The organism is Pseudoxanthomonas sp. 3HH-4, assembly GCF_006716465.1.
Classification (GTDB): Bacteria; Pseudomonadota; Gammaproteobacteria; order Xanthomonadales; family Xanthomonadaceae; genus Pseudoxanthomonas_A.
On the sequence record NZ_VFPB01000001.1, the window covers coordinates 1068417 to 1090008 of the forward strand.

The following is a 21592-nucleotide window of genomic DNA, read 5'->3' on the forward strand; positions in this document are numbered from 1 at the left end:
TGGATCAGCGTGCGCTGTAGGCGTGCACTTCGTCCACCAGCACGGCCACATGGTCGGGGTTCATGTCCGGCGACATGCCGTGGCCCAGATTGAACACATGGCCCTCGCGCGAACCGCCATTGCCGTCGCGATAGCTGTCCAGGGCGCGGCGGACCTCGCGGCGGATCGCCTCGGGCGAACCGTACAGCGTGGCCGGGTCCAGGTTGCCCTGCAGCGCGACCTGACCGCCGGTGCGGCGTGCGGCCTCGCCCAGTTCGACCAGCCAGTCCACGCCCACACCCTCGGCGCCAGTGGCGGCCAGGTCTTCGAGATAGGCGGCGGTGCCCTTGCCGAACAGGATCAGCGGGGTACGCTCGGCGCCGTCACCGCGTTGCAGTTCCTGCGCGATGCGCTGCAGGTAGGGCAGGGAGAATTCGCGATACATCGCCGGACTCAGTACGCCGCCCCAGGTGTCGAACACCTGCAGCGCCTGCGCGCCGGCTGCACGTTGGGCGGACAGGTACGCGATCACGGCATCGGTGTTGACCGACAGCAACCGGTGCAGGGCGGCAGGCTCGTTCAGCGCCATCGCCTTGATGCGCGCGAAGTCCTTGCTGCCGCCGCCTTCCACCATGTAGCAGGCCAGCGTCCACGGGCTGCCGGAAAAGCCGATCAGCGGCACCTGGCCGTCCAGTTCGCGGCGGATCACCCGCACCGCGTCCATCACGTAGCGCAGTTCGGTTTCCATGTCCGGCACGCCCAGCTTCGCGGCGTCGGCGGCGCTGCGCACGGTGCGCTCGAACTTCGGGCCTTCCCCTTCGACGAAGTACAGGCCCAGCCCCATCGCATCGGGAATGGTCAGGATGTCGGAAAACAGGATGGCCGCGTCCAGGTCGAAGCGGCGCAGGGGCTGCAGGGTGACTTCGCAGGCGATATCGGGGTTCTTCGCCATGCCGAGGAAGCTGCCGGCCTCCTTGCGGGTGGCGCGGTACTCCGGCAGGTAACGGCCGGCCTGGCGCATCAGCCACACGGGCGTGCGGTCCACGGATTCGCGGCGCAGGGCGCGCAGGAAGCGATCGTTCTTCAAGGCAGTCATCGGGTGTCCGGGGGGGAAGGGTTGTTACTTGGGCGCGTCGGCACCGCGGGCGAACATCAGCTGGAAGCCGCGTTTGAGGTGGCTGTCGCGGGCTTTCTCGAAGGCCGCATTGGCCTCGTCCTGCAGCAGGTATTGCTCACGCTTGAGCGCGGCACGACCGCCGATCTGGCCGGTTTCGCGCAACAGCTCCCAGCCCCCGAACAGATCGGGCTGCAAGGTCAGCTGGACGTAGCGGGGCGCTTCGCCCGCGTCGGGGCGTTGCTGGAGGAAGACGCGCATGCCGGCATTTTAGCCGGAGAGCACGGCCAGCACGCGGCTTTCGTCCACGTCGGGCACCACCTCGGCCTGGCCCAGGCCGCGCCACAGCACCAGCCGCAGGCGACCGGCCAGGTTCTTCTTGTCCAAGCGCATGCGCGCCAGCAGTGCCTCGGGTGGCAGGCCGGCCGGTATCCGGACCGGAAGCCCACAGGCCGAGAGCAGGGCTTCCAGGCGGACGGTGTCGGTTGCCGGCGCCAAGCCCAGGTCGGCGGACAGCCGCGCCGCCAGCACCATGCCCACCGCCACGGCTTCGCCATGGTTGAGGTTGTCGTTCCCCAGGCCGCCGTAACCCTGCTCGGTCTCGATGGCGTGGCCGAAGGTGTGGCCGAAGTTCAGCAGCGCGCGCTCGCCCTTTTCCAGCGGATCGCGGGCCACGATCTCGGCCTTGTGCTCGCAGCTGGCGGCGATGGCCAGCGCCAGCGCTTCGCCATCCATCGCCAGCAGCGCTTCGCGTTCCTGTTCCAGCCACTGGAAGAAGCGCGCATCGCGGATGGCGCCGTACTTGATCACTTCGGCCAGCCCGGCGCGCAGTTCGCGCGGGGGGAGCGTCGCCAGCGCATCGGTGTCGGCGAACACGGCACGCGGCGGATGGAAGGCGCCGACCAGATTCTTGCCCTGCGGGATGTCGACCGCGGTCTTGCCGCCCACCGACGAGTCCACCATCGACAGCAGCGTGGTGGGCACCTGCACGCAGTCCACGCCGCGCATCCAGCACGCGGCCGCGAATCCGGCCAGGTCGCCGACCACGCCGCCTCCCAGTGCGACCACACAGGCGTCGCGGGTGGCGCCCAGCGTGGCCAGGGCCTCGATGGCATGGCCGAAGTGGGCCAGCGTCTTCGATTCCTCGCCCGCAGGCAGGATGAACGTGCCGATGGCCAGGTCCGGACGTGCGGTGTGCAGCGCTTCGCGTACCGTGCCGGCGTACAACGGCGCGACGACCGAGTCGCTGACCAGCAGCACGTGGCGGCCGCGGACATGCCGCGCCAGCGCGGCACCGTCGCCCAGCAGGCCCGGCCCGATGGCGATGGTGTAGGGAATCTCGCCGCCGACATCGACGGTGCGTGCGTGGTTCATGCGTTCTCTTCGATGGGCTGCCAGCGGTGCGCCAGCAACTGGGTCAGGCGGGCCGTCGCTTCCGGCGGCGTCAGGCCGTCGGTATCCAGGGCCAGGTCGGCGACGTCGCGGTACAGCGGTTCGCGCAGCGTGGCCATGTCCTGCAGCACCTGCTCGCGATCCGGGCGCTGCAGCAGCGGACGGTTGGTGCAGCGGCCGAGGCGCTTCAGCTGCGCTTCCACGCTGACCTGCAGATAGACCACGTAGCCGCGTTGTTTCATCTGTATCCGATTGTCGGCATCCAGCACGGCGCCGCCGCCGGTCGAGACCAGGCGGCCGCCGCCGGCCAGCAGTTCGCGCAGGACCGCCTTCTCGCGCTCGCGGAATCCCGCTTCGCCGACATGCTCGAACAGGGTGGCGATGCTGGCGCCGGTGCGGTCCACGATGGCCTGGTCCGCATCGACGAAGACCAGCCCGAAGCGCTCGGCCACGCGCTTGCCGATGGAGGTCTTGCCGGCCCCGGTGGGGCCGACCAGGATCAGGTTGGGGGCCGGATTCATGATGCGCCAGATGCTAGCACTGCGAACGCATGGCGTGGCCTTAACACCCACGGGTCTACGGTGGCTGTCCGGCGCCGTGCCGGGGCAACCGAAGAGGGAAGCACCATGTCCGTCGCCAAGATCATCGAGGTCAATGCGTCGTCGAAGACCAGCATGGAAGACGCAGTAAAGGTCGGCCTGAAGAAGACGTCCGAGACCGTGAAGAACATCAAGGGCGCCTGGGTCAACGAGATCAAGGTCGTCACCGACGACGGCGGCAACGTCACCGAGTGGCGCGTCAACCTGCGGATCAGCTTCGTGGTGGCGTAAGGAGCAGTGCCGTTGTAGGAGCGATGTAAGTCGCGACCGCGGATAGGATGCGCACGGAAATCGCCTGGACCAGGAACAAATGCCAGCGCTTCATGCGCCGTCGGAGTGGTTGGCGTACGCTCGCGACTTACGTCGCTCCTACAAGGAGCGGCCGCCGCGCCTCATCCAGCTGAATCGTCCTGTCCGCCATTCCCGGCAGCGTCGCCAGCAGGTGTCGGCTGGTCCGTTCGTAGTGCTGGATGAAGCGGTCCAACTGCGCGCGATCCATGCCGGTGCGGGCGGAATCGCGGGCAAGCATCGCCTGTTCCTGCTGCCATCGCCATGTCCGCACGATCTCGAAGCCCGGCGGCTGCAGGAACCACAGCGCGTCGATGCGCGACCACAGCGCGGGATAGTCCCGGCGCAGCGCATCATTGCAATGCCGGCGCCACACCCCGTCGGGATCTTCGTCGCGTTCGAGCGCATTGACCGGCGCGGACAGGGCAACGTCGTCCTCGGGCATGGCATTCAGGCACCAGCCTTCGAACAGCACCAGATCCGCGCGTTCCGATATGCGTGGCCATCCAGTCGTTGGCAGGCGGTCATCGGCCAGCTTGTCGAACCGCGGCAGTGCGATGCTCTCACCGGCACGCAACGCATCCAGCACGTGGCAGCCAAGCGCCACGTCGTGCGTCCCCGGCGGCCCGCGCGTGGCGAGCAAGGGATGCACCTCTGCGGCAAGGCGCATGCGCTGGGCGCGGGTCAGATAGAGGTCGTCCAGCGACAGTACGGCCACGCGCAGGCCGGAGGCTTCCGCCTGCATGGCGATCTGATGGGCCAGCGTCGATTTGCCACTTCCCTGCAGGCCGGTGATGGCGAAGACCGGCGTACGGGTCGGCAATGCACGCGCGGCGGCCAGCGCCTCGCCGACGAGAACGTCGGGAAAGCCCTCGGGGTGCGTTGCCTGCGTCATCGCGCGACAATAGCGCATGCCCGGCACGCGGGCGCTGCCCTGACGACGCCATGACCGATCTGTACGCCGAAGCCCTCGCCACGTTCGCCACGCTCTTCGGCGAGGCCAAGTCGTCGGGCACCGAAGTCGAGCCCAACGCGATGACGCTGGCCACCGCCACGCCGGACGGTCGTCCTTCCGCACGCACCGTATTGCTGAAGGCGTTCGACGAACTCGGCTTCGTCTTCTACACCCATACCCATAGCCAGAAGGGGCGCGAGTTGCACGACAATCCGTGGGCCGCCCTGCTGTTCCTGTGGCGCAGCCTGCGCGACGCCGGCATCCAGGTACGCGTGGAAGGCACCGTGACGCCCGTCAGTGATGCGGAAGCCGATGGCTACTTCGCCTCGCGCCCGCGCCAGAGCCAATTGGGTGCCTGGGCGTCGATCCAGTCCGAGACGCTGGATTCGCGCGAGGCCTTCGAGACGCGCATGGCGGAGGTGGAAGCACGCTTCGCCGGTACCGATGTGCCGCGCCCGGACGGATGGAGTGGTTACCGCGTGGCGCCGGAAGCGATCGAGTTCTGGTACGGCGCCCAGTTCCGGCTGCACGAGCGCTGGCGTTATGAATGCGATGCCGCCGGTGCGTGGAGCAAGCGGATGTTGTTTCCTTGAGCGCTATCCGCATCGCCGCGGCCACGCCGGAGGACATCGCGGCATGGGCCGCCCTGCGCCTGGCGCTGTGGCCCGATGCCGACCTTGCGGAACTGCGTGAGGAAGCGCTTGCCTGGGATGCCGCCTCGGCCGTCGCCCTGCTGGCGTTCGATGCCCGCGGCTGCGCGATCGGCCTGGCCGAAGCCAGTCTGCGGCACGACTACGTCAATGGCACCGACGGCTCGCCGGTGGGCTTCCTGGAAGGCTGGTATGTCGATCCTGCATGGCGCGGCCATGGCGTGGGACGCGCGCTGGCTGCAGAAGTCGAAGCCTGGACGCGGGCACGGGGCTGTGCGGAACTGGCGTCCGATGCGCTGCTCGACAATACCGCCAGCCATGCCGCGCACGCGGCCTGCGGTTTCGAGGAGACCGAGCGCGTGGTGTATTTCCGCAAGCGGCTGGTCGACTGAGCCATGGGCCCGCAACGCATCGTCTGCCTCACCGAGGAGCCCACCGAGACACTGTATGCGCTGGTCGAGCAGGATCGCATCGTCGGCATCAGCGGGTTCACCGTGCGGCCGCCGCAGGCGCGCAAGGAGAAGCCGAAGGTCAGCGCGTTCACCAGCGCGAAGATCGGCGAGATCCTGAAGCTGCAGCCGGATCTCGCGATCGGTTTCTCCGACATCCAGGCTGATATCGCCGCCGAACTCGTGCGGCAGGGCGTGGAGGTCTGGATCAGCAATCACCGCAGCGTGGACGGCATCGTCGACTACGTGCGGCGGCTCGGCGCACTGGTCGGTGCCGCCGCGCGCGCCAACGAGTACGCCGATGCGCTGCAGCGCGGGCTGGATGACGTGCGTGCACAGGCGGCGCGCCTGCCGCGCCGGCCGGCGGTCTACTTCGAGGAGTGGGACGAACCGCAGATCACCGGCATCCGCTGGGTGTCGGAACTGATCGGCATCGCAGGCGGTGACGACGTGTTTCCGGAACTGGCCAAGGAGTCGCTGGCGAAGCACCGCATCCTCGCCGATGGAAGCGAGGTCGTACGACGCGCGCCGGACATCATCCTCGGCTCGTGGTGTGGCAAGAAGTTCCGCCCCGACAAGGTCGCGCAACGGCCGGGTTGGGATGCCATTCCCGCCGTGCGCGACGGCGAGCTGCACGAGATCAAGTCGCCGCTTATCCTGCAGCCTGGGCCGGCGGCGCTGACGGATGGTGTACGGGCGATCGCGGCGATCGTGCAGGCGTGGGCGGCGCGGTGGGCGTGAGGCTGGTGTCCGTGGTAGGAGCGACGTAAGTCGCGACCGCGGACTGGACGTCGCGAGGCAGAATGGGACGTTCGCGATCCTCACGCTTGCCATGGGTCGATGTCACGGATGGCGTACGGTCGCGACTTACGTCGTTCCTGCATGGGGACAAGCTGGCCGTCAGAAATTCCGCTGGAACTTCACCGTCTCGGTTCGCCCGCCGGCCGTCACCACGATTTCGAAACGGTAGGAATTGCGCGGCGAGATGCGCGCCGTGCCTATATGGTCCGCGTAGCCGCCGGCGTCGACCTTGCGTAGCGTGATGGCCTGCCGCGCGCCGGACAGGTCGTGCGCGGTGACGCTGACGTCGCCCTCCGCATCGACCTCTTCCCCACCGTCCACGGTGCGCAGCGCGACCAGCACCAGCGCCGTGCCGTCGTCGCGTGGCACGCCGTACTGCCTGGCGACCGCCTCGCTCAACGCCAGCGTCGGCAGCGCGTTGTAGCGCACGCGCAGGGAACCGAAGTCGGCCTCGGCCGGCGTGGCTTGCACGAACTCCGCGGTGCGCGGAGCCTCGCCGCCGGAGCAGGCGGACAGCAGGACCAGGGCGAGCGGGGCGGCGAATCGTTTCATGTGCATGGGGATGTGGGCCTGGGTAGCGTACGACGTCGGAAAGAAGGCGGATGCAGGCTCAGTCGTTCGCTGCAGACAACTCGCCGCCACGCACGGTGGCGGCGTGCACGGCCTGGGCCACCAGCGCCTCGAAGCCGCCTGCCTGGAAGGTCTCGATGGCCGCCTGCGTGGTGCCATTGGGCGAGGTGACGCGACGGCGCAGTTCGGCCGGTGTTTCACCGCTCTCGGTCAGCATGCGCGCCGCGCCCAGCATGGTCTGCAGTACCAGCGTGCGTGCCGCTTCGTCGGACAGGCCTTCCGCCTTCGCCGCCGCTTCCATCGCTTCGGCGAGCAGGAAGACATACGCGGGTCCGCTGCCCGATACGCCTGTGACCGCATCCATCGTGGCCTCTGTCTCGATCCACACGGTCGGACCTGCGGCGGACAGCAGCAGCTCGGCGCGCTGCCGACCCGCCGCATCGACTTCGCTGCTGGCATGCAGCCCGGTGACACCGGCACCCAGCAGGGCAGGCGTGTTGGGCATGCTGCGGACCACCGGCAGGCCTCCGCCCAGCCAGCGTTGCATCTGCGTGGTCGTGATGCCGGCCGCGATGGACACGGCGAGCGGGCGCTGCGACTGAGCCAGCGGTGCGAGGCCTTCGCATACCGCGCGCATCACCTGCGGCTTCACCGCGAACAACCAGGTATCGGCGCCGTATGCCGCCTCCGCCGCCTCGGCGAAGACCTGCACGCCGAAATCCGCCGCCAGCGCGGCACGCAGGGGTTCCGCGGGTTCCGCCACGCGGATGCGCGAGGGATCCGCGCCACGCTTGAGCAGGCCGCCGATCAGGCTGCGCGCCATGTTGCCGCCGCCGACGAAGGCGAGCGGATGCGTCAGCAGAGGGGAAGTGTTCGAGCGGGTCATGGGGTGGAGCCTCGTGGAAGTGGCGGGTTGGGGCGCGGCATCAGGCGGTTCGCGCCGGTCGCGCGCCGAACAGTGCGGTGCCGATGCGGACCATCGTGGCGCCATGCGCGATGGCCTGTGCGAAGTCGTCGCTCATGCCCATCGACAGGGTATCGATGCCGGGGTATCGCGATGCCAGCGCGTCCTGCAGCGACTTCATGCGGCTGAATGCAGCGGCGCGTGCGGTCGGGTCCGGATGCGGTGCGGGAATCGCCATCAGTCCACGCAGTCTCAAGCCAGGCGCGGCGGCAATGGCATCGGCCAGGGCCATAACGTCGTCGGGACGGCAGCCGTGCTTGCTCGCTTCGTCGTCGATGTTCACCTGGATGAGCACGTTCAGCGGTGGGCGATCCGTGGGTCGATAGCGTGACAGGGCGCCGATCAATGTGTGACGGTCTACCGTTTGCACCCAGTCGAAGATGCGCGCGGCGATCTCCGCCTTGTTGGATTGCAGGTGGCCGATGAGATGCCATTCCAGCCCCATGCCGGCCAGTTCGCCGATCTTCGCCTGTGCCTCCTGCACGTAGTTCTCGCCGAAGGCGCGCTGCCCGGCACGGGCCAGTGCGGCCACGGCGGCGGCAGGGTGCAGCTTGGACACGGCCAACAGATCGGGGACTGGCCGATGGGCGGCATCTGCTGCGTTTTCAAGACGTTGCAGGGTCTCGCTGAGAGCGTCGGCGAGCATGTTCATCCAACCATTGGCGGGAACGGCAAGGGCGCTATACTGCCCTTCGGGGAAGTAACGTTCCAGTTCGCAGCAACTTGGGGAAGCAGCGTCATGGATATCGCCGAACTCTTGGCGTTCTCGGTAAAGAACAAGGCATCGGACCTCCACCTGTCAGCCGGCTTGCCGCCGATGATCCGCGTGGATGGCGACGTGCGCCGCATCAACATCCCGGCACTCGACCACAAGCAGGTGCACGCGCTGGTCTACGACATCATGTCGGACAAGCAGCGGCGCGACTTCGAGGAATTCCTGGAAGTCGACTTCTCGTTCGAAATCCCGTCGCTGGCGCGCTTCCGCGTCAACGCGTTCAACCAGAACCGCGGCGCCGGCGCCGTCTTCCGTACCATTCCGTCGGAAGTGCTGACCCTGGAGGACCTGGGCTGCCCGCCGCTGTTCCGCGAGCTGATCCAGCAGCCGCAGGGCCTGATCCTGGTCACCGGCCCGACCGGCTCGGGCAAGTCGACCACGCTGGCGGCGATGATCGACCACATCAACAAGAACGAGTACGGGCACATCCTCAGCGTCGAGGACCCCATCGAGTTCGTGCACACCTCGCAGAAGTGCCTGATCAACCAGCGCGAAGTGCACCGCGATACGCATGGCTTCAACGAGGCGCTGCGTTCCGCCCTGCGTGAAGACCCCGACTACATCCTGGTCGGCGAGTTGCGCGACCTGGAAACCATCCGCCTGGCGCTGACCGCCGCGGAAACGGGTCACCTGGTCTTCGCCACCCTGCACACCAGCTCGGCGGCAAAGACCATCGACCGCGTCATCGACGTGTTTCCCGCCGGCGAGAAGCCGATGGTGCGTTCGATGCTGTCCGAATCGTTGCGTGCGGTCATTTCGCAGGCGCTGCTGAAGAAGATCGGCGGCGGCCGTACTGCAGCGTGGGAAATCATGGTGGGCACGCCGGCCATCCGCAACCTGATCCGTGAGGACAAAGTGGCGCAGATGTACTCGTCCATCCAGACCGGCCAGAACTACGGAATGATGACCCTGGACCAGCATCTGCAGGACCTGGTGAAGCGCAGCCTCATCACCCGGCAGCAGGCCAAGGAATACGCCAAGGAAAAGCGTCTGTTCGAGTAAGGCCAGTAATTCGTGATTCGTGATTTGTGATTCGTCAATAGCCGGGGTTCTGATGCGGTGATGCACAGTGGATCGTCAAGGCAATGGCTCTTGCGAATCACGTCTCACGTCTCACGAACCACGGCTCCGAAAGGAGCCACCCATGAGCACCATCGATTTCACCTCGTTCCTCAAGCTGATGGCGCACCAGAAGGCGTCGGACCTGTTCATCACGTCCGGCATGCCGCCGTCCATCAAGGTGAACGGCAAGATCTCGCCGATCACGCAGACGCCGCTGACATCGCAGCAGTCGCGCGACCTGGTGCTGAACGTGATGACGCCGTCGCAGCGCGAGGAGTTCGAAAAGACCCACGAGTGCAACTTCGCCATCGGCGTAGCCGGCGTGGGCCGCTTCCGTGTCAGCTGCTTCTACCAGCGCAACCAGGTGGGCATGGTGCTGCGCCGGATCGAGACGCGCATCCCGACCATCGAAGAACTGAACCTGCCGCCTGTCATCAAGACGCTGGCCATGACCAAGCGCGGCATCATCATCTTCGTCGGCGCCACGGGCACGGGTAAGTCCACCTCGCTGGCGGCGATGATCGGCTACCGCAACCAGAATTCCACCGGCCACATCATCACCATCGAAGACCCCATCGAGTTCGTGCACAAGCACGAGGGCTGCATCATCACGCAGCGCGAAGTGGGCATCGACACCGACAGCTGGGACGCGGCGCTGAAGAACACGCTGCGCCAGGCGCCGGACGTGATCATGATCGGCGAAGTGCGCACCCGCGAGGGCATGGACCACGCCATCGCCTTCGCCGAAACCGGCCACCTGGTGCTGTGCACGCTGCACGCCAACAACGCCAACCAGGCGATGGACCGCATCATCAACTTCTTCCCGGAAGACCGTCGCACCCAGTTGCTGATGGACCTGTCGCTGAACCTGAAGGGCGTGGTGGCGCAGCAGCTGATTCCCACCCCCGACGGCAAGGCGCGCCGCGTGGCGATGGAGATCCTGCTCGGCACGCCGCTGGTGCAGGACTACATCCGCGAGGGCGAGGTGCACAAGCTGAAGGAAGTGATGAAGGAATCCACCAACCTCGGCATGAAGACCTTCGACCAGGCCCTGTTCGAGTTGTACCAGGCCGGCGAAATCAGCTACGAGGACGCGCTGCGCTTCGCCGATTCGCAGAACGAAGTACGCCTGCGCATCAAGCTGGCCCAGGGCGGCGACGCCCGCACGCTGGCGCAGGGGCTGGATGGCGTGGAGATTGCGGAAGTCCGCTGACCTCCGCCCGACGCGTCATAGGGAAAGGGGCGAGCGACCGCCCCTTTTTCGTGGGCGATCGCTTGCCCTCGAAGGACCTCTGGCACCTCATTGCACGACGGCTGAATCCGGTCATGATCGAAGAGGTCGATGTTCTGGCGCGACGCAGTCCGTCGTTCCGAATGCTGTTGAACGGCGCCTGGACCTCGCGGATCGATTCGGCCGTCGTCGAGCAGCTGGTCAAGTACCGGAGCGCGCAATGGTGAAGGCAATACGCAGGATGGGTTGAGCCGAAGGCGATACCCATCCTACAGAGGGCTTCAGCCCTTCATGCTCCCCGTATCCAGCCACCGCTGGTGCCACGACAGCGCTTCCGGCAGCAGATGCGGGGTGTGCTTGCCGTAGCTGTGGTGCAGGGCGCGGTCGAAGTAATCCTGCAAAGCGTCGCGGTAGTCGGGATGCGCGCAGTTGTCGATCAGCAGACGGGCGCGTTGTTTGGGCGTGAGGCCGCGCAGGTCGGCAAGGCCCTGTTCGGTCACGATGACGGAGACGTCGTGCTCGGTGTGGTCCACGTGGCTGACCATGGGCACCAGCGCGGAGATGCTGCCGCCCTTGGCGGTGCTCGGGCTGAGGAACACCGACATGAACCCGTTGCGGGCGAAATCGCCCGAGCCACCGATGCCGTTTTGGATGCGGCTGCCCATCACGTGGGTGGAATTGACGTTGCCGTAGAGGTCGGCCTCGATCATGCCGTTCATGCCGATACAACCCAGGCGTCGCACGAGTTCGGGATGGTTGGACATCTCCTGCGTGCGCATGATGATGCGCTCGCGGTAGAAGGCGATGTCGCGCTTGAACGCCTCGTTCGCCTCCGGGCTGAGGGCGAAGCCGGTGCACGAGGCGACCTCCAGCACGCCTTCGCGCAACAGGTCGAGCATGCCGTCCTGGATGACCTCGGTGAACGCGGTTAGGCCACGGAAACCGCTCTTCGCCAGGCCGGCCAGCACCGCGTTGGGGATGTTGCCCACGCCGGACTGCAACGGCAGCAGGTTCGGCGGCAGGCGGCCGAGCTTGACCTCGTGCTTGAGGAAGTCGATCAGGTATCCGGCGATGCGCTCGCTGGTGGTGTCGATGGGCGTGAACGGGCTGTTGCGGTCCGGGCCGTTCGTGCGCACCACCGCAACGATCTTGGCCGGGTCGCAGTGCAGCGCGGTGTCGCCGATGCGGTCGCGCACGTGTTCCAGCGGAATCGGTTTGCGGTGCGGCGGCAGCGCCGTGCCGTAGTAGATGTCGTGCATGCCTTCGAGGTCGGCGGGCTGCCAGTCGTTGACCTCCACGATGACCTTCTTCGCCAGGTCCAGCCAGGTCTTGTTGTTGCCGACCGAGGTGGACGGCACCAGTGTTCCGTCCTCGCGGATCGACGACACCTCGATCACCGCCGTATCGATGGGGCCGTAGAAGCCGAACCACACATGCTGGGCGACGTGGCTCAGGTGGATGTCGATGTAGTCCAGCGTGCCGTCGTTGATGCGCTTGCGTGCGTCCGGATCGCTCTGGAACGGCATGCGCAGGGCGATGGCATCGGCCTTGGCGAGCGCGCCATCCAGTTCCGGCGCGGTAGAAGCGCCAGTCATCAGCTTGATCTGGAAGGGGAGGCCGGCGGCGTGCGCCTGTTCGATGCGCGAGGCCAGTGCCAGCGGCACGGCCTTGGGGTAGCCGGAGCCGGTGAAGCCGCTCATGGCGACGGTCTCTCCAGGCTGGATGAGGCTTGCGGCGTGTTCGGCGCTGATCACGCGGTCGCGCAGGCCGGCGTGGCGGATACGGTCTTCATGCATCGGGATGGGCATCAACGAGGCGAAATGGGAATTATCGCCCCACAGGATACGGGCGTCGGCTCACGCACGGATTGCGCCGGATCAATGTCCCGCCGCGATCATCCATGGCGGCCGTTGCTTCGAAGCGCGGCGGAAGGCCGGGCAATCCTCGCGGTGCGCACCGGGCAGATAGCCCAGGCTCATCAGGAACTCGTTGGTGATCTCGCCGCCGGTGAAGCGGAAGGTCTTCTTGAACAGCTTGATCCAGTCGGCTTTCGGCAAAGGATGGTGGGCGTCCAGCCACGCGGCGAATCCGCCGTGGGTCGTCCGCAGCCGCCGGATGACCTGTGCGTTGTGGATCGCGGCCTCGACCTTCAGCCGGTTGCGGATGATGCCGGCGTCCGCCATCAGCCGGGCGCGGTCCTCCTCGCCATAAAGGGCCACCGTATCCACGTCGAAGCCGCTGTAGGCGGCGCGGAAGCCCTCGCGCTTCTTCAGCATCGTCTCCCAGCTCAGGCCGGCCTGGTTGATTTCCAGCAGCAGGCGCTCGAACAGGACCGCTTCGTCGCGCTGCGGGAAGCCGTACTCGCGATCGTGGTAGGGGCCGTGCAGCGGGTGGCCGGGGGCGATGTCGCAGTATCCAGACATGGTGAAGGGGGTCGAGCGGGGATTCCCGATTCTAGGCGGTCTTGCGGACAGGAACCGCCCGCGCGCGTCCGGGCTAGAATGGCGACCATGCACGATGTCGCCACACCTTTGGCCAACCAGTTGCTGATCGCCCTGCCGGCGCTGGCCGATCCCAATTTCGCGCGCAGCGTCACGCTGATCTGCCAGCACGATGACGAAGGCGCCATGGGCGTGGTCGTCAATCGCCCGTCGGAGTACACGCTGGGTGAAGTGCTGCGGCAGATGAACCTCGCTTCGCACGATCCACAGTTGGACGACCAGGTCGTGCTGGCGGGCGGGCCGGTGCATCCGGAGCGCGGCTTCGTGCTGCATGACGATGCGCGCGCATGGGAGTCCACGCTGGAAGTGGCGGACGGTCTGTACCTGACCACCTCGCGCGACATCCTCGAAGCGATGGCGGTGGGGGATGGTCCGGCCAATGCCGTCATGGCGCTCGGCTGTGCCGGCTGGGGGGCGGGCCAGCTGGAATACGAATTGGGCGAGAACAGCTGGCTGACGGCACCTGCGGATGTCGAGCTGCTGTTCGCGCTGCCGCTGGAGCAGCGTTGGCAGGCGGCAGGCCAGCGGATCGGCGTAGACATGACGCGCCTGACGGATTACAGCGGCCACGCATGAGCCCGTACCTGCGCCCGCAGACGTCGTCTCCACAGCGGCCAGTGCAGGATGGTGCACGCGTGATCGAACGGAGGCAGATGGCATGAAGCTGGATGGCACCGTCCTGGGATTCGACGTGGGCGCCCGCCGCATCGGCGTGGCGGTCGGCAGCGCGTTCGGTACCGGCGCGCGTGCGCTGGCGGTGATCGACGTGCATGGCCACGGGCCGGACTGGCCGGCGATCGACAAACTGCATGCGGAGTGGAAGCCCGATGGCCTGGTGGTCGGCGATCCGATGACGCTGGACGGCGGCGACCAGCCGATCCGCAAGCGCGCGCATGCCTTCGCCCGCGAACTGCGTGCGCGCTATAACCTGCCGGTGGTGCTGGTGGACGAACGCACCAGTTCCGTCGAAGCCTCGCAACGCTTCGCGCTGGACCGCGCCGAAGGCCGCAAGCGCCGTCGCGATGCGGTGGCGCTGGATGCCGTCGCAGCGGCCGTGATCATCGAACGCTGGCTGGCCGCTCCCCAGGATGCGACCCAGTTGACCTGATTCTTCCCTGACGAAACTCCATGACTTCCCAACTTGATCCGGATGGACGCCTGCGGCACCTGCTGACCCTCGAGGGCTTGCCCCGCGAGACCCTCTGCCGCCTGATCGACCGTGCCGGCCAGATCCGCGATGCCGCGCTCGGTCGCACGCCGCGCCGGCAGGTCCTGGACGGCACGACGGTCTGCACGCTGTTCTTCGAACCGTCCACCCGCACGCGCAGTTCGTTCCACATCGCCGCGCAGCGACTGGGTGCGGACGTGCTGAACTTCGACGCATCCACCTCGTCCACGCGCAAGGGCGAGACCGCGCGCGACACCCTGCGCAATCTGGAGGCGATGGGGGTGCGCGGCTTCATTGTCCGTCACGCCGACGATGGCGCGGTTGCCGCGCTGGCCGGCGAGGCGGGCGAGGGCACTGCGTTGATCAACGCGGGCGATGGCCGCAGCGCGCACCCCACCCAGGGCTTGCTGGATGTACTGACGATCCGCCAGGCCAAAGGTGCCGATTTCTCGCGCCTGAAGGTGCTGATGGTGGGCGACGTGAAGCATTCGCGCGTGGCGCGCTCGGACCTGCATGCGTTGCGCACGCTCGGGGCGGGCGAGATCCGCGTGTGCGGACCGCAGTCGCTGCTGCCCGACGATGGCACCTTGGCGGGCTGCGAGGTGGGGCAGGATGTCGACGCCATGCTCGAAGGCGTGGACGTGGTGATGATGCTGCGCCTGCAACGCGAACGCATGGAAGAAGGGTTGGTGGCCTCGCTTGAGGACTACCATCGTGGTTACGGCCTGACCACGACGCGTCTTGCGCGCGCAGCGAAGGATGCCGTGGTGCTGCATCCCGGCCCGATCAACCGCGGCGTGGAGATCACCGACGAGGTCGCCGACGGCCCGCAGTCGTTGGTGCTGCGCCAGGTCAGCAATGGCGTCGCCATCCGCATGGCGGTGCTGGAAATGCTGCTGGCGTAAGGCGGCGCCTCCGCGCCTTTTTACAGGAGGCCCTTCAGGGTCGACCGGAATGCCTCGGGCCTGAAGGGCCTCCTGCAGGTAGTAAGGCCTACTCCGTCGCCGCGACCACCCGGTTCTTGCCTGCCTGCTTGGCCTGGTACATGGCGCGGTCCGCGCGGGCGAGCAGTTCGTCCTGCGATTCGCCAGGCAGCCAGCGCGCGACGCCGGCGCTGAACGTCGCCACGATGCCGCGGCCTTCGTAGACCAGCGGCTTGTGCGCCAGCCGGTCGCGCAGGCGTTCCAGTGTGCCCATCGCTTCCAGGAAGCTGGTGTCCGGCAACAGCAGCACGAACTCTTCGCCGCCGAAGCGCGCCACGGCATCACTCGCGCGAAGGGTGGCGCGCGCCAAAGCCACGACGTGGCACAGCGCCGCGTCGCCACCGAGGTGGCCATGGGCGGCGTTGATGTGGCGGAAGTCGTCGAGATCCAGCAGTGCCAGACTCAGCGTCTGGCCGCTGCGCAGTGCGCGCACCGACTCGCGCTTGAACAGTTCGTCGAAGCCGCGCCGGTTCAGCGCGTCGGTCAGCTGGTCGACCCGCACCAGTTCGGAGACCGATTGCAGTTCCTGTTCAAGGCTCATGACCCTACGCTCGGCTTCCTCCACCTCGCGGCGCGCTTCCATCAGGCTGTCGCGCGCGCGCAGGGCCTGTGCCTGCACCTGTGCGGTGTCTTCCAGGATGTCCTCCATTCGCTTGCCCAGCTCGGCGATGCTGCGGCTGTCGCGGATGGCCTGCGCGTGGAAGCTGATGCGGTCGTGGTACTCGCCGGTGCTGCTGGCCATGCCGTCCAGCCGCTCGACGAAGGTCACCATCATGTCCTTCATCGAGGCTTTGGAATCGGCCAGTCCCTGTTTCAGCAGGCCCTGCTTGTAGATGACTTCGCGCAGACCGGCCCGGGTCTGTTCCAGCGCGGTGCGGTCCAGCGGGCCGGAGAGCAACTGGCGTACCGCGCCGATCTGGTCCTGCAGCCAGCTGCCGTCCTCGATCAGTTCGCCGACGTTCTCCAGCAGCAGGTCGAACAAGCTGCGCATCAGCTCCTGCGCATCGTTCACTTCGTGCGTGCGCAGGCCGACCTGGAGGCAGAGTTCCTTCATGTCGTTGCCGAGCTCGGCCAGCGGCTGGGCGGGCTGCCATTGGCGCACGCGGTCGGCCAGGGCGTGCGCCTGCGGCAGCAGTGTGGTGTCGTCACGCAGCAGGTGTTCCATGCCGCCCACCAACAGGTGGTGCAGCAGGTCGCGAAGCTGTTCGGCTTCGCCGGACAGCGGCTCGTCCTGGATCGTGCGGATGTACTTGTCGATCAGTTGCCGCATGGCGCGCCCGTAGCGCGGCCAGTCAGCGTCGGCATGCGCGGATTGCAGGCGCTCGCCCATGCCGTGCAGTTCGCCCGGCAGACCGGCGACGCCGTCGGCGAACGCGGACAGCAGGGCGCCGGGCTCTTCCGCATGGGCGAACAGCGCCTGCAACTGCGCGCTGCTGATGGCGGCCCCCGGACGGGCCGGCGGGGTGGTGGCAAGTTCACGCGACGTCGGTGTGGCTGCCTCGCGGCGGCGTGGCCACAGCCGGCGGAAGCCGCCCGCAATACCGGAGTTTTCGTCGGCCACGTCAGCCATTCAAGTCGCTCGCACGGCCATGGGCGGATGCCCGTCGGCCACCAGGGGATGCCGGGTTATCGGCTGTAATGGGCTGCGGTTGAGGGCCGGTGGTATCCGCAGGAGGCGGGGCGGTGCGAAGCGTGACGCAGGAGGCGCCAGTGCGGCATCAGCCGGCATCCGGGGGGTAGCGGACCCGGGCTTCCTCGATGATGGTCAGTTGGGCCATGGCCTCGCCGTGGCCCATCGCCGCCGCGGCACGCACCTGGTCCAGGGTCGGGTGGGAGACGATCATCAGCAGGTTGCCGCACTGCGGGCAGGCGTAGTCGGTGACCGCGTCGTGCAGTTCCATGGCCATCGCACGGCTGTCGCCCTGCCAGTTGCAGGGGCAAGGCAGCTCGCGCTCACGCCAGCCGGCGCTGAAGTAATCGGTGACGAGTTCGGCCACGGCTCAACGTCCGCGACGTTGTTCGAACAGCCATTCCCACATCGGGGCGTAAGCGTAGGTGGCATCCCAGCTGTTGTGGTTGGCGTCCGGGAATTCGGTGTAGCGCGCGTCGCGTGCTCCGGCCGCTTTCAGCGCGACGTCCATGCGGCGCGACTGGGACGGCGGCACCACGTCGTCCTTGCCGCCGTGGAAGATCCACACCGGCACGTCCTTCAGGCGTTGCGCGGCGGCGGCGAAGGGATCGGCGGCACCCGCGACGCTGTGCACGTTCATGCTTGAACGGTCCCGCCCCCAGTCCACGGTGATGCCGCCGCACACCGGCACCAGCGCAGCGAAGCGAGTCGGCTGCTGCAGCGCCAGTTCCCATGTGCCATAGCCGCCCATCGACATGCCGGTCAGCGAAACGCGGTCCGGATCGCCATCGAATTCGCGCAGTGCGGCATCCAGCGTGGCGAAGGCGATGGGGCCGGCGACCTCGGTCCACTCCGTGCCATCCGGTGCCTGCGGGAACACCACCAGTGCCGGGAACGTATCGGCGTGCTCGCGCAGGTACGGCCCCAGCCCCGCCATCGTCTGCTTCACGCCATCGCTGCCTCGTTCGCCTGAGCCATTGAGGAACAGCACCACCGGCGGCTTGCCACTGCGGAAGCGCGCCGCGGGCACGAACACCTGGTAGCGGTGGGTCTTTCCTTCGAGTAAGACCTCGCGCGAGACGAATTCGCCGGTCGGGTTCATCGGGGGCGTCGTGGTGCAGGCGGTCATCAGGATGAGCAACAAGCCCAGGCAGGCGGTGGCGAGAAAGCGCATGGCGGTGGCGGTCAAAGGATAACGATCGGCAGCATAACCCGATGGGCACGGCGCGGAGCCGAGCCGGCTTCGAAGTCCACACGGCAAGCAAGTGTTGGCCCGGCCGCGTCAGCGTTTCGGATCAGGCGGAGGCATGTCGTCACGCAGGCGGACGAAGCGGGCGAAACGCGGCAACCCGGTCGAGGTGAGGCCGGTGTAGCGGTAGGTCAGCCACGCGCCCAGCGGCGGAGGCGCGGCACGCTGCGCGTCGGTGAAGCCGGTGCCGATCCGGAAGCTGCGTCCCTCCGGCGTGCGTACCTGCAACGCCCCCATCATGCCCTCGTACTTGCCCTTGCCGGGTAGGTGCGCGACCACCTGCGCCTCTGCGTCCTGGTGGGGTTTGTACTTGAGCAGGTCCTCGCTGCGCCCGGAACGGTAGAGGGCGTTGCGTCGATGCAGCATCAGCCCCTCGCCCCCGGCGGCGACCACACGGGCCAGTTCCGCATCCAGATCGGCGGCAGCGTTGAAGCGACGCTGCGGGATCATCGCCAGGCTCGCGCTGCCGGCAGCCGCGACCAGGGAGTGCATGCGCACGACCCGGTCGGCGAACGACCCCCGGTGCGCCGGCAGGTCGAACACCATGAAGCGCACGTGTTGCCACGCCTGCGGATCGGCCTCGATGCGCCGGACTACGGCGCTGACGTCGTCGAAGCGGCCGCGCGCAATCCACAGCTCGCCATCCATAGGCTCGGCCGGCCAGCCGAGCGTGAAAACGGCGGGCGCCGCGACCCGCATGCCACCGCGCGTCCACAGCATCCGACCGTCCCAGCGGGCGCGCACGCCGTCCAGTTTCTCGCTGACAAGGAAGGCGCTGACCGGCACCCCTTCGCGATAGGGGGTCGCCAGCATCGGCTCGGGAGGCGGGGCCGAAAGGGCGGGCCAGACCAGCAGGTACAGCAGGGCAGTGAGGAGCAGGCGCATGGCGGCAGGCCGAGGGGAGCAAGGCCAGCGTCGCGCGCAGGGTTGATCGTCGGGATCAGCGCACATCGCGGTGGTGTGTAGGAAAGTGCCCCGTGAGGTGATCGCTCAGACCGGCAGGATCAGCAGGATCAGCGTGGTCATGCCGAGGAAAGGAGGAAGCGTGCGGCGCTGGATTCACGACCTCGTCCAGCACCAGGCGACCAGCGCGATGCCATGCAGGACCGCCATCGTCCAGAACGCTACGCGGTAGCCGGGCTTGCGCGATTTGTGCCGCAGCGTCTGTTGCGCGATCCATGCACCGGGCCAGCCGCCGGCGAGTTCGAGCAGGTGCAGGGTGGATTCGGGGGTGCGCCAGCGGCCGGTCTGCGCTGCATGCTTGTCGAGGGCGTAGGCGACGAAGGTGATCGCCGACAGGACCAGCGGCACGAACACCGCTTGCAGCGGGAGTCGGTCAGTGCGGAAGGCCCAGGAGAGGAACAACCCATAGGCGATCATCGCCGCTGCGCCCGCCACTGGAGATGCGAAATTGCGCGCGCGCCCGTGTTTCAAGACGAAAGTGAGTAGGGCTCAGTCGGGAGGTAGACCGTGATTGGTCGCGCCAATCCGACCCCCAACACGATCATCCCGGCCACATAGGTCAGCAGGGCGGTCCTGCTTCCCCGCAGATGGAGCAATCCGAACAGGATCAGGGTGGGTGGCATGAAAAGTCCGGCGAAGCCCCACAACACATGAGTACGGAATGCGTTGCGAAGCAGCCAGACCCAGCCGGTGAGCAGCAGGAAGATGGCGCTGCAGATCAGGATCAGGTGCAGGTTCAGTTGCATGGGCGAAGCCTTCCTTGAATCGCGGTGGACAGAGGTGAAGTGCAGCGGTCAGTGCAGCAGGATCAGCGTCGCCAGACCCAGGAAGCAGAAGAAGCCCATCACGTCGGTCACCGCGGTGACGACTACGGTGCCGGCGACGGCGGGGTCGATGTTCATGCGCTTGAGCAGCAGCGGCAGCAGCACGCCAGCGGTGGCGGCGGCGCAGAAATTGATGATCAGTGCCAGTGCGATGACCAGCGACAGCAGCGGACTGCGGAACCACACGAAGGCGATCACGCCGACGATGCTGCCTATCAGCAGCCCGTTGATGAGGGCGACGCGGATTTCCTTCCACAAGAGGATCCGCGCATTGCTGGAACCCACCTGGCCCAGCGCCAGGCCGCGTACCATCAGTGTCAGCACCTGCACCGCCGCATTGCCACCGATGCCCGCCACGATCGGCATCAGTACGGCGAGCGCGACGATCTTCTCCAATGTCACCTCGAACTGGCCGATCACGCTGGCCGCCATGAACGCAGTGAACAGGTTGATGCCCAGCCACACCACGCGGCCGCGCACGGCGCGCTTGACCGGCGAGAACAGGTCCTCGTCCTCGTCCAGGCCGGCGGCGCCCAGCGCCTGGTGCTCGGCCTGCTCGCGGATGATGTCCACCACGTCGTCGATGGTGATGCGGCCGAGCAGGATGTTGTTGTCGTCCACCACGGGCGCGGACACCCAGTCGTGGTCGGAGAACTGGCGCGCGACTTCCTGCGCGCTCTCGCCCACGTCGATGGCCGGCTGCTCGTCGTCGATCAGCCGGTTGATGGGCGTGGTGTCCTCGTGCGTGACCAGCGCGGCCAGCGGCACGCGGCCCAGGTACTGGTGACGGCGGCTGACCACGTACAGGTGGTCGGTGTGGTCGGGCAGTTCGCCGCGCAGGCGCAGGTAGCGCAGCACTACGTCGACGTTGACGTCGGCGCGCACGGTGACCACGTCCGGGTTCATCAGGCGGCCGGCGGTGTCTTCCGGGTACGACAGCACCTGCTCCAGGCGCTCGCGGTTCTCGCGGTCCATCGACTTGAGCACTTCGTCGATGACGGTGTCAGGCAGGTCCTCGACCAGGTCGGCGAGGTCGTCGATGTCGAGGTCCTCGACCGCGGCGACGATCTCGTCGGTGTCCATGTCCGCCAGCAGGCTTTCGCGCACTTCATCGCCGACGTGCACCAGCACTTCGCCGTCGTCCTCGGGATCGACCAGGCCCCAGACGACTTCGCGCTTGCCGGGCGGCAGCGATTCCAGCAGGTTGCCGATCTCCGCGGGCGACAAGGTGTTGACCAGCCGGCGCACGGGCCCCAGCCGACCGCTGTCGAGCGCGTCGGAGAGCAGGCGCAACTGGCGTGCGGTCTTGTCGTGGCGGATGGTCTCGACCATTCGGTACTCCGGAATGGGGCCGATCCGTCAGGCGGATGCGACCGGGGCATCAAGCGTTCATTCCGCCATTATCGCCCGGGCTGCGATTTATGGACACCCTGGAGAAGGAGGAG

General features: G+C 67.3%; 27 protein-coding genes. 10 read left to right on the top strand and 17 right to left on the bottom strand.

Annotation, left to right across the window (positions count from 1 at the left end; translation table 11 throughout):
- Positions 1-4: 4 nt before the first annotated feature.
- The 4 genes from hemE to FB548_RS04780 are packed head-to-tail and all read right to left on the bottom strand — an operon-like array spanning position 5 to position 3006.
- Positions 5-1075, bottom strand: a complete 1071-nt coding sequence (hemE, locus tag FB548_RS04765) for a uroporphyrinogen decarboxylase (protein ID WP_142123574.1) — start codon at positions 1073-1075, stop codon at positions 5-7.
- A 24-nt stretch (positions 1076-1099) separates the two neighbouring features.
- Positions 1100-1354, bottom strand: a complete 255-nt coding sequence (locus tag FB548_RS04770) for a WGR domain-containing protein (protein ID WP_055936474.1) — start codon at positions 1352-1354, stop codon at positions 1100-1102.
- A gap of 9 nt (positions 1355-1363) precedes the next feature.
- Complete coding sequence (gene aroB / locus FB548_RS04775) at positions 1364-2467, bottom strand: 3-dehydroquinate synthase (protein WP_142123575.1); 1104 nt, start codon at positions 2465-2467, stop codon at positions 1364-1366.
- Positions 2464-3006, bottom strand: a complete 543-nt coding sequence (locus FB548_RS04780) for a shikimate kinase (RefSeq protein WP_142123576.1) — start codon at positions 3004-3006, stop codon at positions 2464-2466. The genes aroB and FB548_RS04780 overlap by 4 nt, the downstream gene beginning before the upstream one ends.
- A 105-nt stretch (positions 3007-3111) precedes the next feature.
- On the opposite strand from FB548_RS04780, the gene FB548_RS04785 reads away from it, so the two are divergent.
- Positions 3112-3315, top strand: coding sequence for a dodecin family protein (locus FB548_RS04785; protein WP_142123577.1), 204 nt, complete (start codon positions 3112-3114; stop codon positions 3313-3315).
- 127 nt (positions 3316-3442) lie between these two features.
- Here the strand turns inward: FB548_RS04785 and FB548_RS04790 are convergent, their stop codons facing one another.
- Entirely contained in the window at positions 3443-4285 is an 843-nt protein-coding gene (locus tag FB548_RS04790; protein WP_255470306.1) for a kinase, read from the bottom strand.
- Between the two features lie 32 nt (positions 4286-4317).
- Between FB548_RS04790 and pdxH the strand changes: the two genes are divergently transcribed.
- Genes pdxH through FB548_RS04805 form a run of 3 tightly spaced genes read left to right on the top strand, consistent with a single transcriptional unit; the run spans position 4318 to position 6167 of the window.
- On the top strand, positions 4318-4920 hold the full coding sequence (gene pdxH, locus FB548_RS04795; protein ID WP_142123578.1) for a pyridoxamine 5'-phosphate oxidase: 603 nt from the start codon (positions 4318-4320) through the stop codon (positions 4918-4920).
- On the top strand, positions 4917-5369 hold the full coding sequence (gene aac(6') / locus FB548_RS04800) for an aminoglycoside 6'-N-acetyltransferase (protein ID WP_255470307.1): 453 nt from the start codon (positions 4917-4919) through the stop codon (positions 5367-5369). Before pdxH ends, aac(6') begins: the two co-directional genes overlap by 4 nt.
- A 3-nt stretch (positions 5370-5372) precedes the next feature.
- Positions 5373-6167, top strand: a complete 795-nt coding sequence (locus FB548_RS04805) for a cobalamin-binding protein (protein ID WP_142123580.1) — start codon at positions 5373-5375, stop codon at positions 6165-6167.
- A 159-nt stretch (positions 6168-6326) separates the two neighbouring features.
- Here the strand turns inward: FB548_RS04805 and FB548_RS04810 are convergent, their stop codons facing one another.
- Genes FB548_RS04810 through FB548_RS04820 form a run of 3 tightly spaced genes read right to left on the bottom strand, consistent with a single transcriptional unit; the run spans position 6327 to position 8407 of the window.
- Positions 6327-6779, bottom strand: a complete 453-nt coding sequence (locus tag FB548_RS04810) for a DUF4426 domain-containing protein (protein ID WP_142123581.1) — start codon at positions 6777-6779, stop codon at positions 6327-6329.
- Between the two features lie 58 nt (positions 6780-6837).
- A complete protein-coding gene (proC, locus tag FB548_RS04815) occupies positions 6838-7683 on the bottom strand; it encodes a pyrroline-5-carboxylate reductase (protein ID WP_142123582.1) in 846 nt (281 codons plus the stop codon).
- Positions 7684-7723: 40 nt separating this feature from the next.
- Complete coding sequence (locus FB548_RS04820) at positions 7724-8407, bottom strand: YggS family pyridoxal phosphate-dependent enzyme (RefSeq protein ID WP_142124110.1); 684 nt, start codon at positions 8405-8407, stop codon at positions 7724-7726.
- A gap of 93 nt (positions 8408-8500) precedes the next feature.
- Here FB548_RS04820 and FB548_RS04825 point away from each other — a divergent pair, with 93 nt between their 5' ends.
- The 3 genes from FB548_RS04825 (at position 8501) to FB548_RS18960 (ending at position 11056) form a co-directional block, all read left to right on the top strand.
- Positions 8501-9538 (top strand): type IV pilus twitching motility protein PilT, encoded by a 1038-nt coding sequence (locus FB548_RS04825; protein ID WP_142123583.1) that lies wholly within the window; start codon positions 8501-8503, stop codon positions 9536-9538.
- Between the two features lie 142 nt (positions 9539-9680).
- Positions 9681-10811 (top strand): PilT/PilU family type 4a pilus ATPase, encoded by a 1131-nt coding sequence (locus tag FB548_RS04830; RefSeq protein WP_142123584.1) that lies wholly within the window; start codon positions 9681-9683, stop codon positions 10809-10811.
- Positions 10812-10924: 113 nt separating this feature from the next.
- Entirely contained in the window at positions 10925-11056 is a 132-nt protein-coding gene (locus tag FB548_RS18960) for a hypothetical protein (RefSeq protein WP_255470308.1), read from the top strand.
- 54 nt (positions 11057-11110) lie between these two features.
- On the opposite strand, the gene FB548_RS04835 is transcribed toward FB548_RS18960, so the two are convergent.
- Both FB548_RS04835 and FB548_RS04840 read right to left on the bottom strand, forming a co-directional pair.
- Complete coding sequence (locus tag FB548_RS04835) at positions 11111-12625, bottom strand: acetyl-CoA hydrolase/transferase family protein (RefSeq protein ID WP_142123585.1); 1515 nt, start codon at positions 12623-12625, stop codon at positions 11111-11113.
- Between the two features lie 81 nt (positions 12626-12706).
- Entirely contained in the window at positions 12707-13252 is a 546-nt protein-coding gene (locus FB548_RS04840; RefSeq protein ID WP_142123586.1) for a DNA-3-methyladenine glycosylase I, read from the bottom strand.
- A gap of 87 nt (positions 13253-13339) precedes the next feature.
- On the opposite strand from FB548_RS04840, the gene FB548_RS04845 reads away from it, so the two are divergent.
- The 3 genes from FB548_RS04845 (at position 13340) to FB548_RS04855 (ending at position 15403) form a co-directional block, all read left to right on the top strand.
- Complete coding sequence (locus tag FB548_RS04845) at positions 13340-13906, top strand: YqgE/AlgH family protein (protein WP_142123587.1); 567 nt, start codon at positions 13340-13342, stop codon at positions 13904-13906.
- A gap of 82 nt (positions 13907-13988) precedes the next feature.
- On the top strand, positions 13989-14438 hold the full coding sequence (gene ruvX / locus FB548_RS04850) for a Holliday junction resolvase RuvX (protein WP_142123588.1): 450 nt from the start codon (positions 13989-13991) through the stop codon (positions 14436-14438).
- A gap of 20 nt (positions 14439-14458) precedes the next feature.
- Complete coding sequence (locus tag FB548_RS04855; RefSeq protein ID WP_142123589.1) at positions 14459-15403, top strand: aspartate carbamoyltransferase catalytic subunit; 945 nt, start codon at positions 14459-14461, stop codon at positions 15401-15403.
- A gap of 88 nt (positions 15404-15491) precedes the next feature.
- Here FB548_RS04855 and FB548_RS04860 read toward each other — a convergent pair whose 3' ends face one another.
- The 7 genes from FB548_RS04860 to mgtE form a co-directional block, all read right to left on the bottom strand.
- On the bottom strand, positions 15492-17051 hold the full coding sequence (locus FB548_RS04860; protein ID WP_142123590.1) for a GGDEF domain-containing protein: 1560 nt from the start codon (positions 17049-17051) through the stop codon (positions 15492-15494).
- 148 nt (positions 17052-17199) lie between these two features.
- Positions 17200-17478, bottom strand: coding sequence for a hypothetical protein (locus FB548_RS04865; RefSeq protein WP_142123591.1), 279 nt, complete (start codon positions 17476-17478; stop codon positions 17200-17202).
- A gap of 3 nt (positions 17479-17481) precedes the next feature.
- Positions 17482-18285 carry a prolyl oligopeptidase family serine peptidase gene (locus tag FB548_RS04870; RefSeq protein ID WP_255470396.1) on the bottom strand — a complete coding sequence of 268 codons (804 nt, stop codon included), beginning with the start codon at positions 18283-18285 and terminating at the stop codon, positions 17482-17484.
- Between the two features lie 108 nt (positions 18286-18393).
- Positions 18394-19245 carry a DNA ligase gene (locus FB548_RS04875; RefSeq protein ID WP_142123592.1) on the bottom strand — a complete coding sequence of 284 codons (852 nt, stop codon included), beginning with the start codon at positions 19243-19245 and terminating at the stop codon, positions 18394-18396.
- Positions 19246-19419: 174 nt separating this feature from the next.
- The gene (locus FB548_RS04880) at positions 19420-19794 is read right to left on the bottom strand and encodes a DUF1294 domain-containing protein (RefSeq protein ID WP_221625912.1); all 375 of its coding nucleotides are present in this window, start codon (positions 19792-19794) and stop codon (positions 19420-19422) included.
- Entirely contained in the window at positions 19791-20069 is a 279-nt protein-coding gene (locus FB548_RS04885) for a hypothetical protein (RefSeq protein ID WP_142123593.1), read from the bottom strand. The genes FB548_RS04880 and FB548_RS04885 overlap by 4 nt, the downstream gene beginning before the upstream one ends.
- Before the next feature lie 48 nt (positions 20070-20117).
- Positions 20118-21479 (bottom strand): magnesium transporter, encoded by a 1362-nt coding sequence (gene mgtE, locus FB548_RS04890; RefSeq protein ID WP_142123594.1) that lies wholly within the window; start codon positions 21477-21479, stop codon positions 20118-20120.
- Positions 21480-21592 lie beyond the last annotated feature (113 nt).

Excerpts from the sequence above, each read along its gene's own strand:
- hemE (WP_142123574.1), bottom strand. The coding sequence starts at position 1,075 with ATGACTGCCTTGAAGAACGATCGCTTCCTGCGCGCCCTGCGCCGCGAA.
- FB548_RS04770 (WP_055936474.1), bottom strand. The coding sequence starts at position 1,354 with ATGCGCGTCTTCCTCCAGCAACGCCCCGACGCGGGCGAAGCGCCCCGC.
- aroB (WP_142123575.1), bottom strand. The coding sequence starts at position 2,467 with ATGAACCACGCACGCACCGTCGATGTCGGCGGCGAGATTCCCTACACC.
- FB548_RS04780 (WP_142123576.1), bottom strand. The coding sequence starts at position 3,006 with ATGAATCCGGCCCCCAACCTGATCCTGGTCGGCCCCACCGGGGCCGGC.
- FB548_RS04785 (WP_142123577.1), top strand. The coding sequence starts at position 3,112 with ATGTCCGTCGCCAAGATCATCGAGGTCAATGCGTCGTCGAAGACCAGC.
- FB548_RS04790 (WP_255470306.1), bottom strand. The coding sequence starts at position 4,285 with ATGCGCTATTGTCGCGCGATGACGCAGGCAACGCACCCCGAGGGCTTT.
- pdxH (WP_142123578.1), top strand. The coding sequence starts at position 4,318 with ATGACCGATCTGTACGCCGAAGCCCTCGCCACGTTCGCCACGCTCTTC.
- FB548_RS04805 (WP_142123580.1), top strand. The coding sequence starts at position 5,373 with ATGGGCCCGCAACGCATCGTCTGCCTCACCGAGGAGCCCACCGAGACA.
- FB548_RS04810 (WP_142123581.1), bottom strand. The coding sequence starts at position 6,779 with ATGAAACGATTCGCCGCCCCGCTCGCCCTGGTCCTGCTGTCCGCCTGC.
- proC (WP_142123582.1), bottom strand. The coding sequence starts at position 7,683 with ATGACCCGCTCGAACACTTCCCCTCTGCTGACGCATCCGCTCGCCTTC.
- FB548_RS04820 (WP_142124110.1), bottom strand. The coding sequence starts at position 8,407 with ATGCTCGCCGACGCTCTCAGCGAGACCCTGCAACGTCTTGAAAACGCA.
- FB548_RS04825 (WP_142123583.1), top strand. The coding sequence starts at position 8,501 with ATGGATATCGCCGAACTCTTGGCGTTCTCGGTAAAGAACAAGGCATCG.
- FB548_RS04830 (WP_142123584.1), top strand. The coding sequence starts at position 9,681 with ATGAGCACCATCGATTTCACCTCGTTCCTCAAGCTGATGGCGCACCAG.
- FB548_RS18960 (WP_255470308.1), top strand. The coding sequence starts at position 10,925 with ATGATCGAAGAGGTCGATGTTCTGGCGCGACGCAGTCCGTCGTTCCGA.
- FB548_RS04835 (WP_142123585.1), bottom strand. The coding sequence starts at position 12,625 with ATGCATGAAGACCGTATCCGCCACGCCGGCCTGCGCGACCGCGTGATC.
- FB548_RS04840 (WP_142123586.1), bottom strand. The coding sequence starts at position 13,252 with ATGTCTGGATACTGCGACATCGCCCCCGGCCACCCGCTGCACGGCCCC.
- FB548_RS04845 (WP_142123587.1), top strand. The coding sequence starts at position 13,340 with ATGCACGATGTCGCCACACCTTTGGCCAACCAGTTGCTGATCGCCCTG.
- ruvX (WP_142123588.1), top strand. The coding sequence starts at position 13,989 with ATGAAGCTGGATGGCACCGTCCTGGGATTCGACGTGGGCGCCCGCCGC.
- FB548_RS04855 (WP_142123589.1), top strand. The coding sequence starts at position 14,459 with ATGACTTCCCAACTTGATCCGGATGGACGCCTGCGGCACCTGCTGACC.
- FB548_RS04860 (WP_142123590.1), bottom strand. The coding sequence starts at position 17,051 with ATGGCTGACGTGGCCGACGAAAACTCCGGTATTGCGGGCGGCTTCCGC.
- FB548_RS04870 (WP_255470396.1), bottom strand. The coding sequence starts at position 18,285 with ATGCGCTTTCTCGCCACCGCCTGCCTGGGCTTGTTGCTCATCCTGATG.
- FB548_RS04875 (WP_142123592.1), bottom strand. The coding sequence starts at position 19,245 with ATGCGCCTGCTCCTCACTGCCCTGCTGTACCTGCTGGTCTGGCCCGCC.
- FB548_RS04885 (WP_142123593.1), bottom strand. The coding sequence starts at position 20,069 with ATGCAACTGAACCTGCACCTGATCCTGATCTGCAGCGCCATCTTCCTG.
- mgtE (WP_142123594.1), bottom strand. The coding sequence starts at position 21,479 with ATGGTCGAGACCATCCGCCACGACAAGACCGCACGCCAGTTGCGCCTG.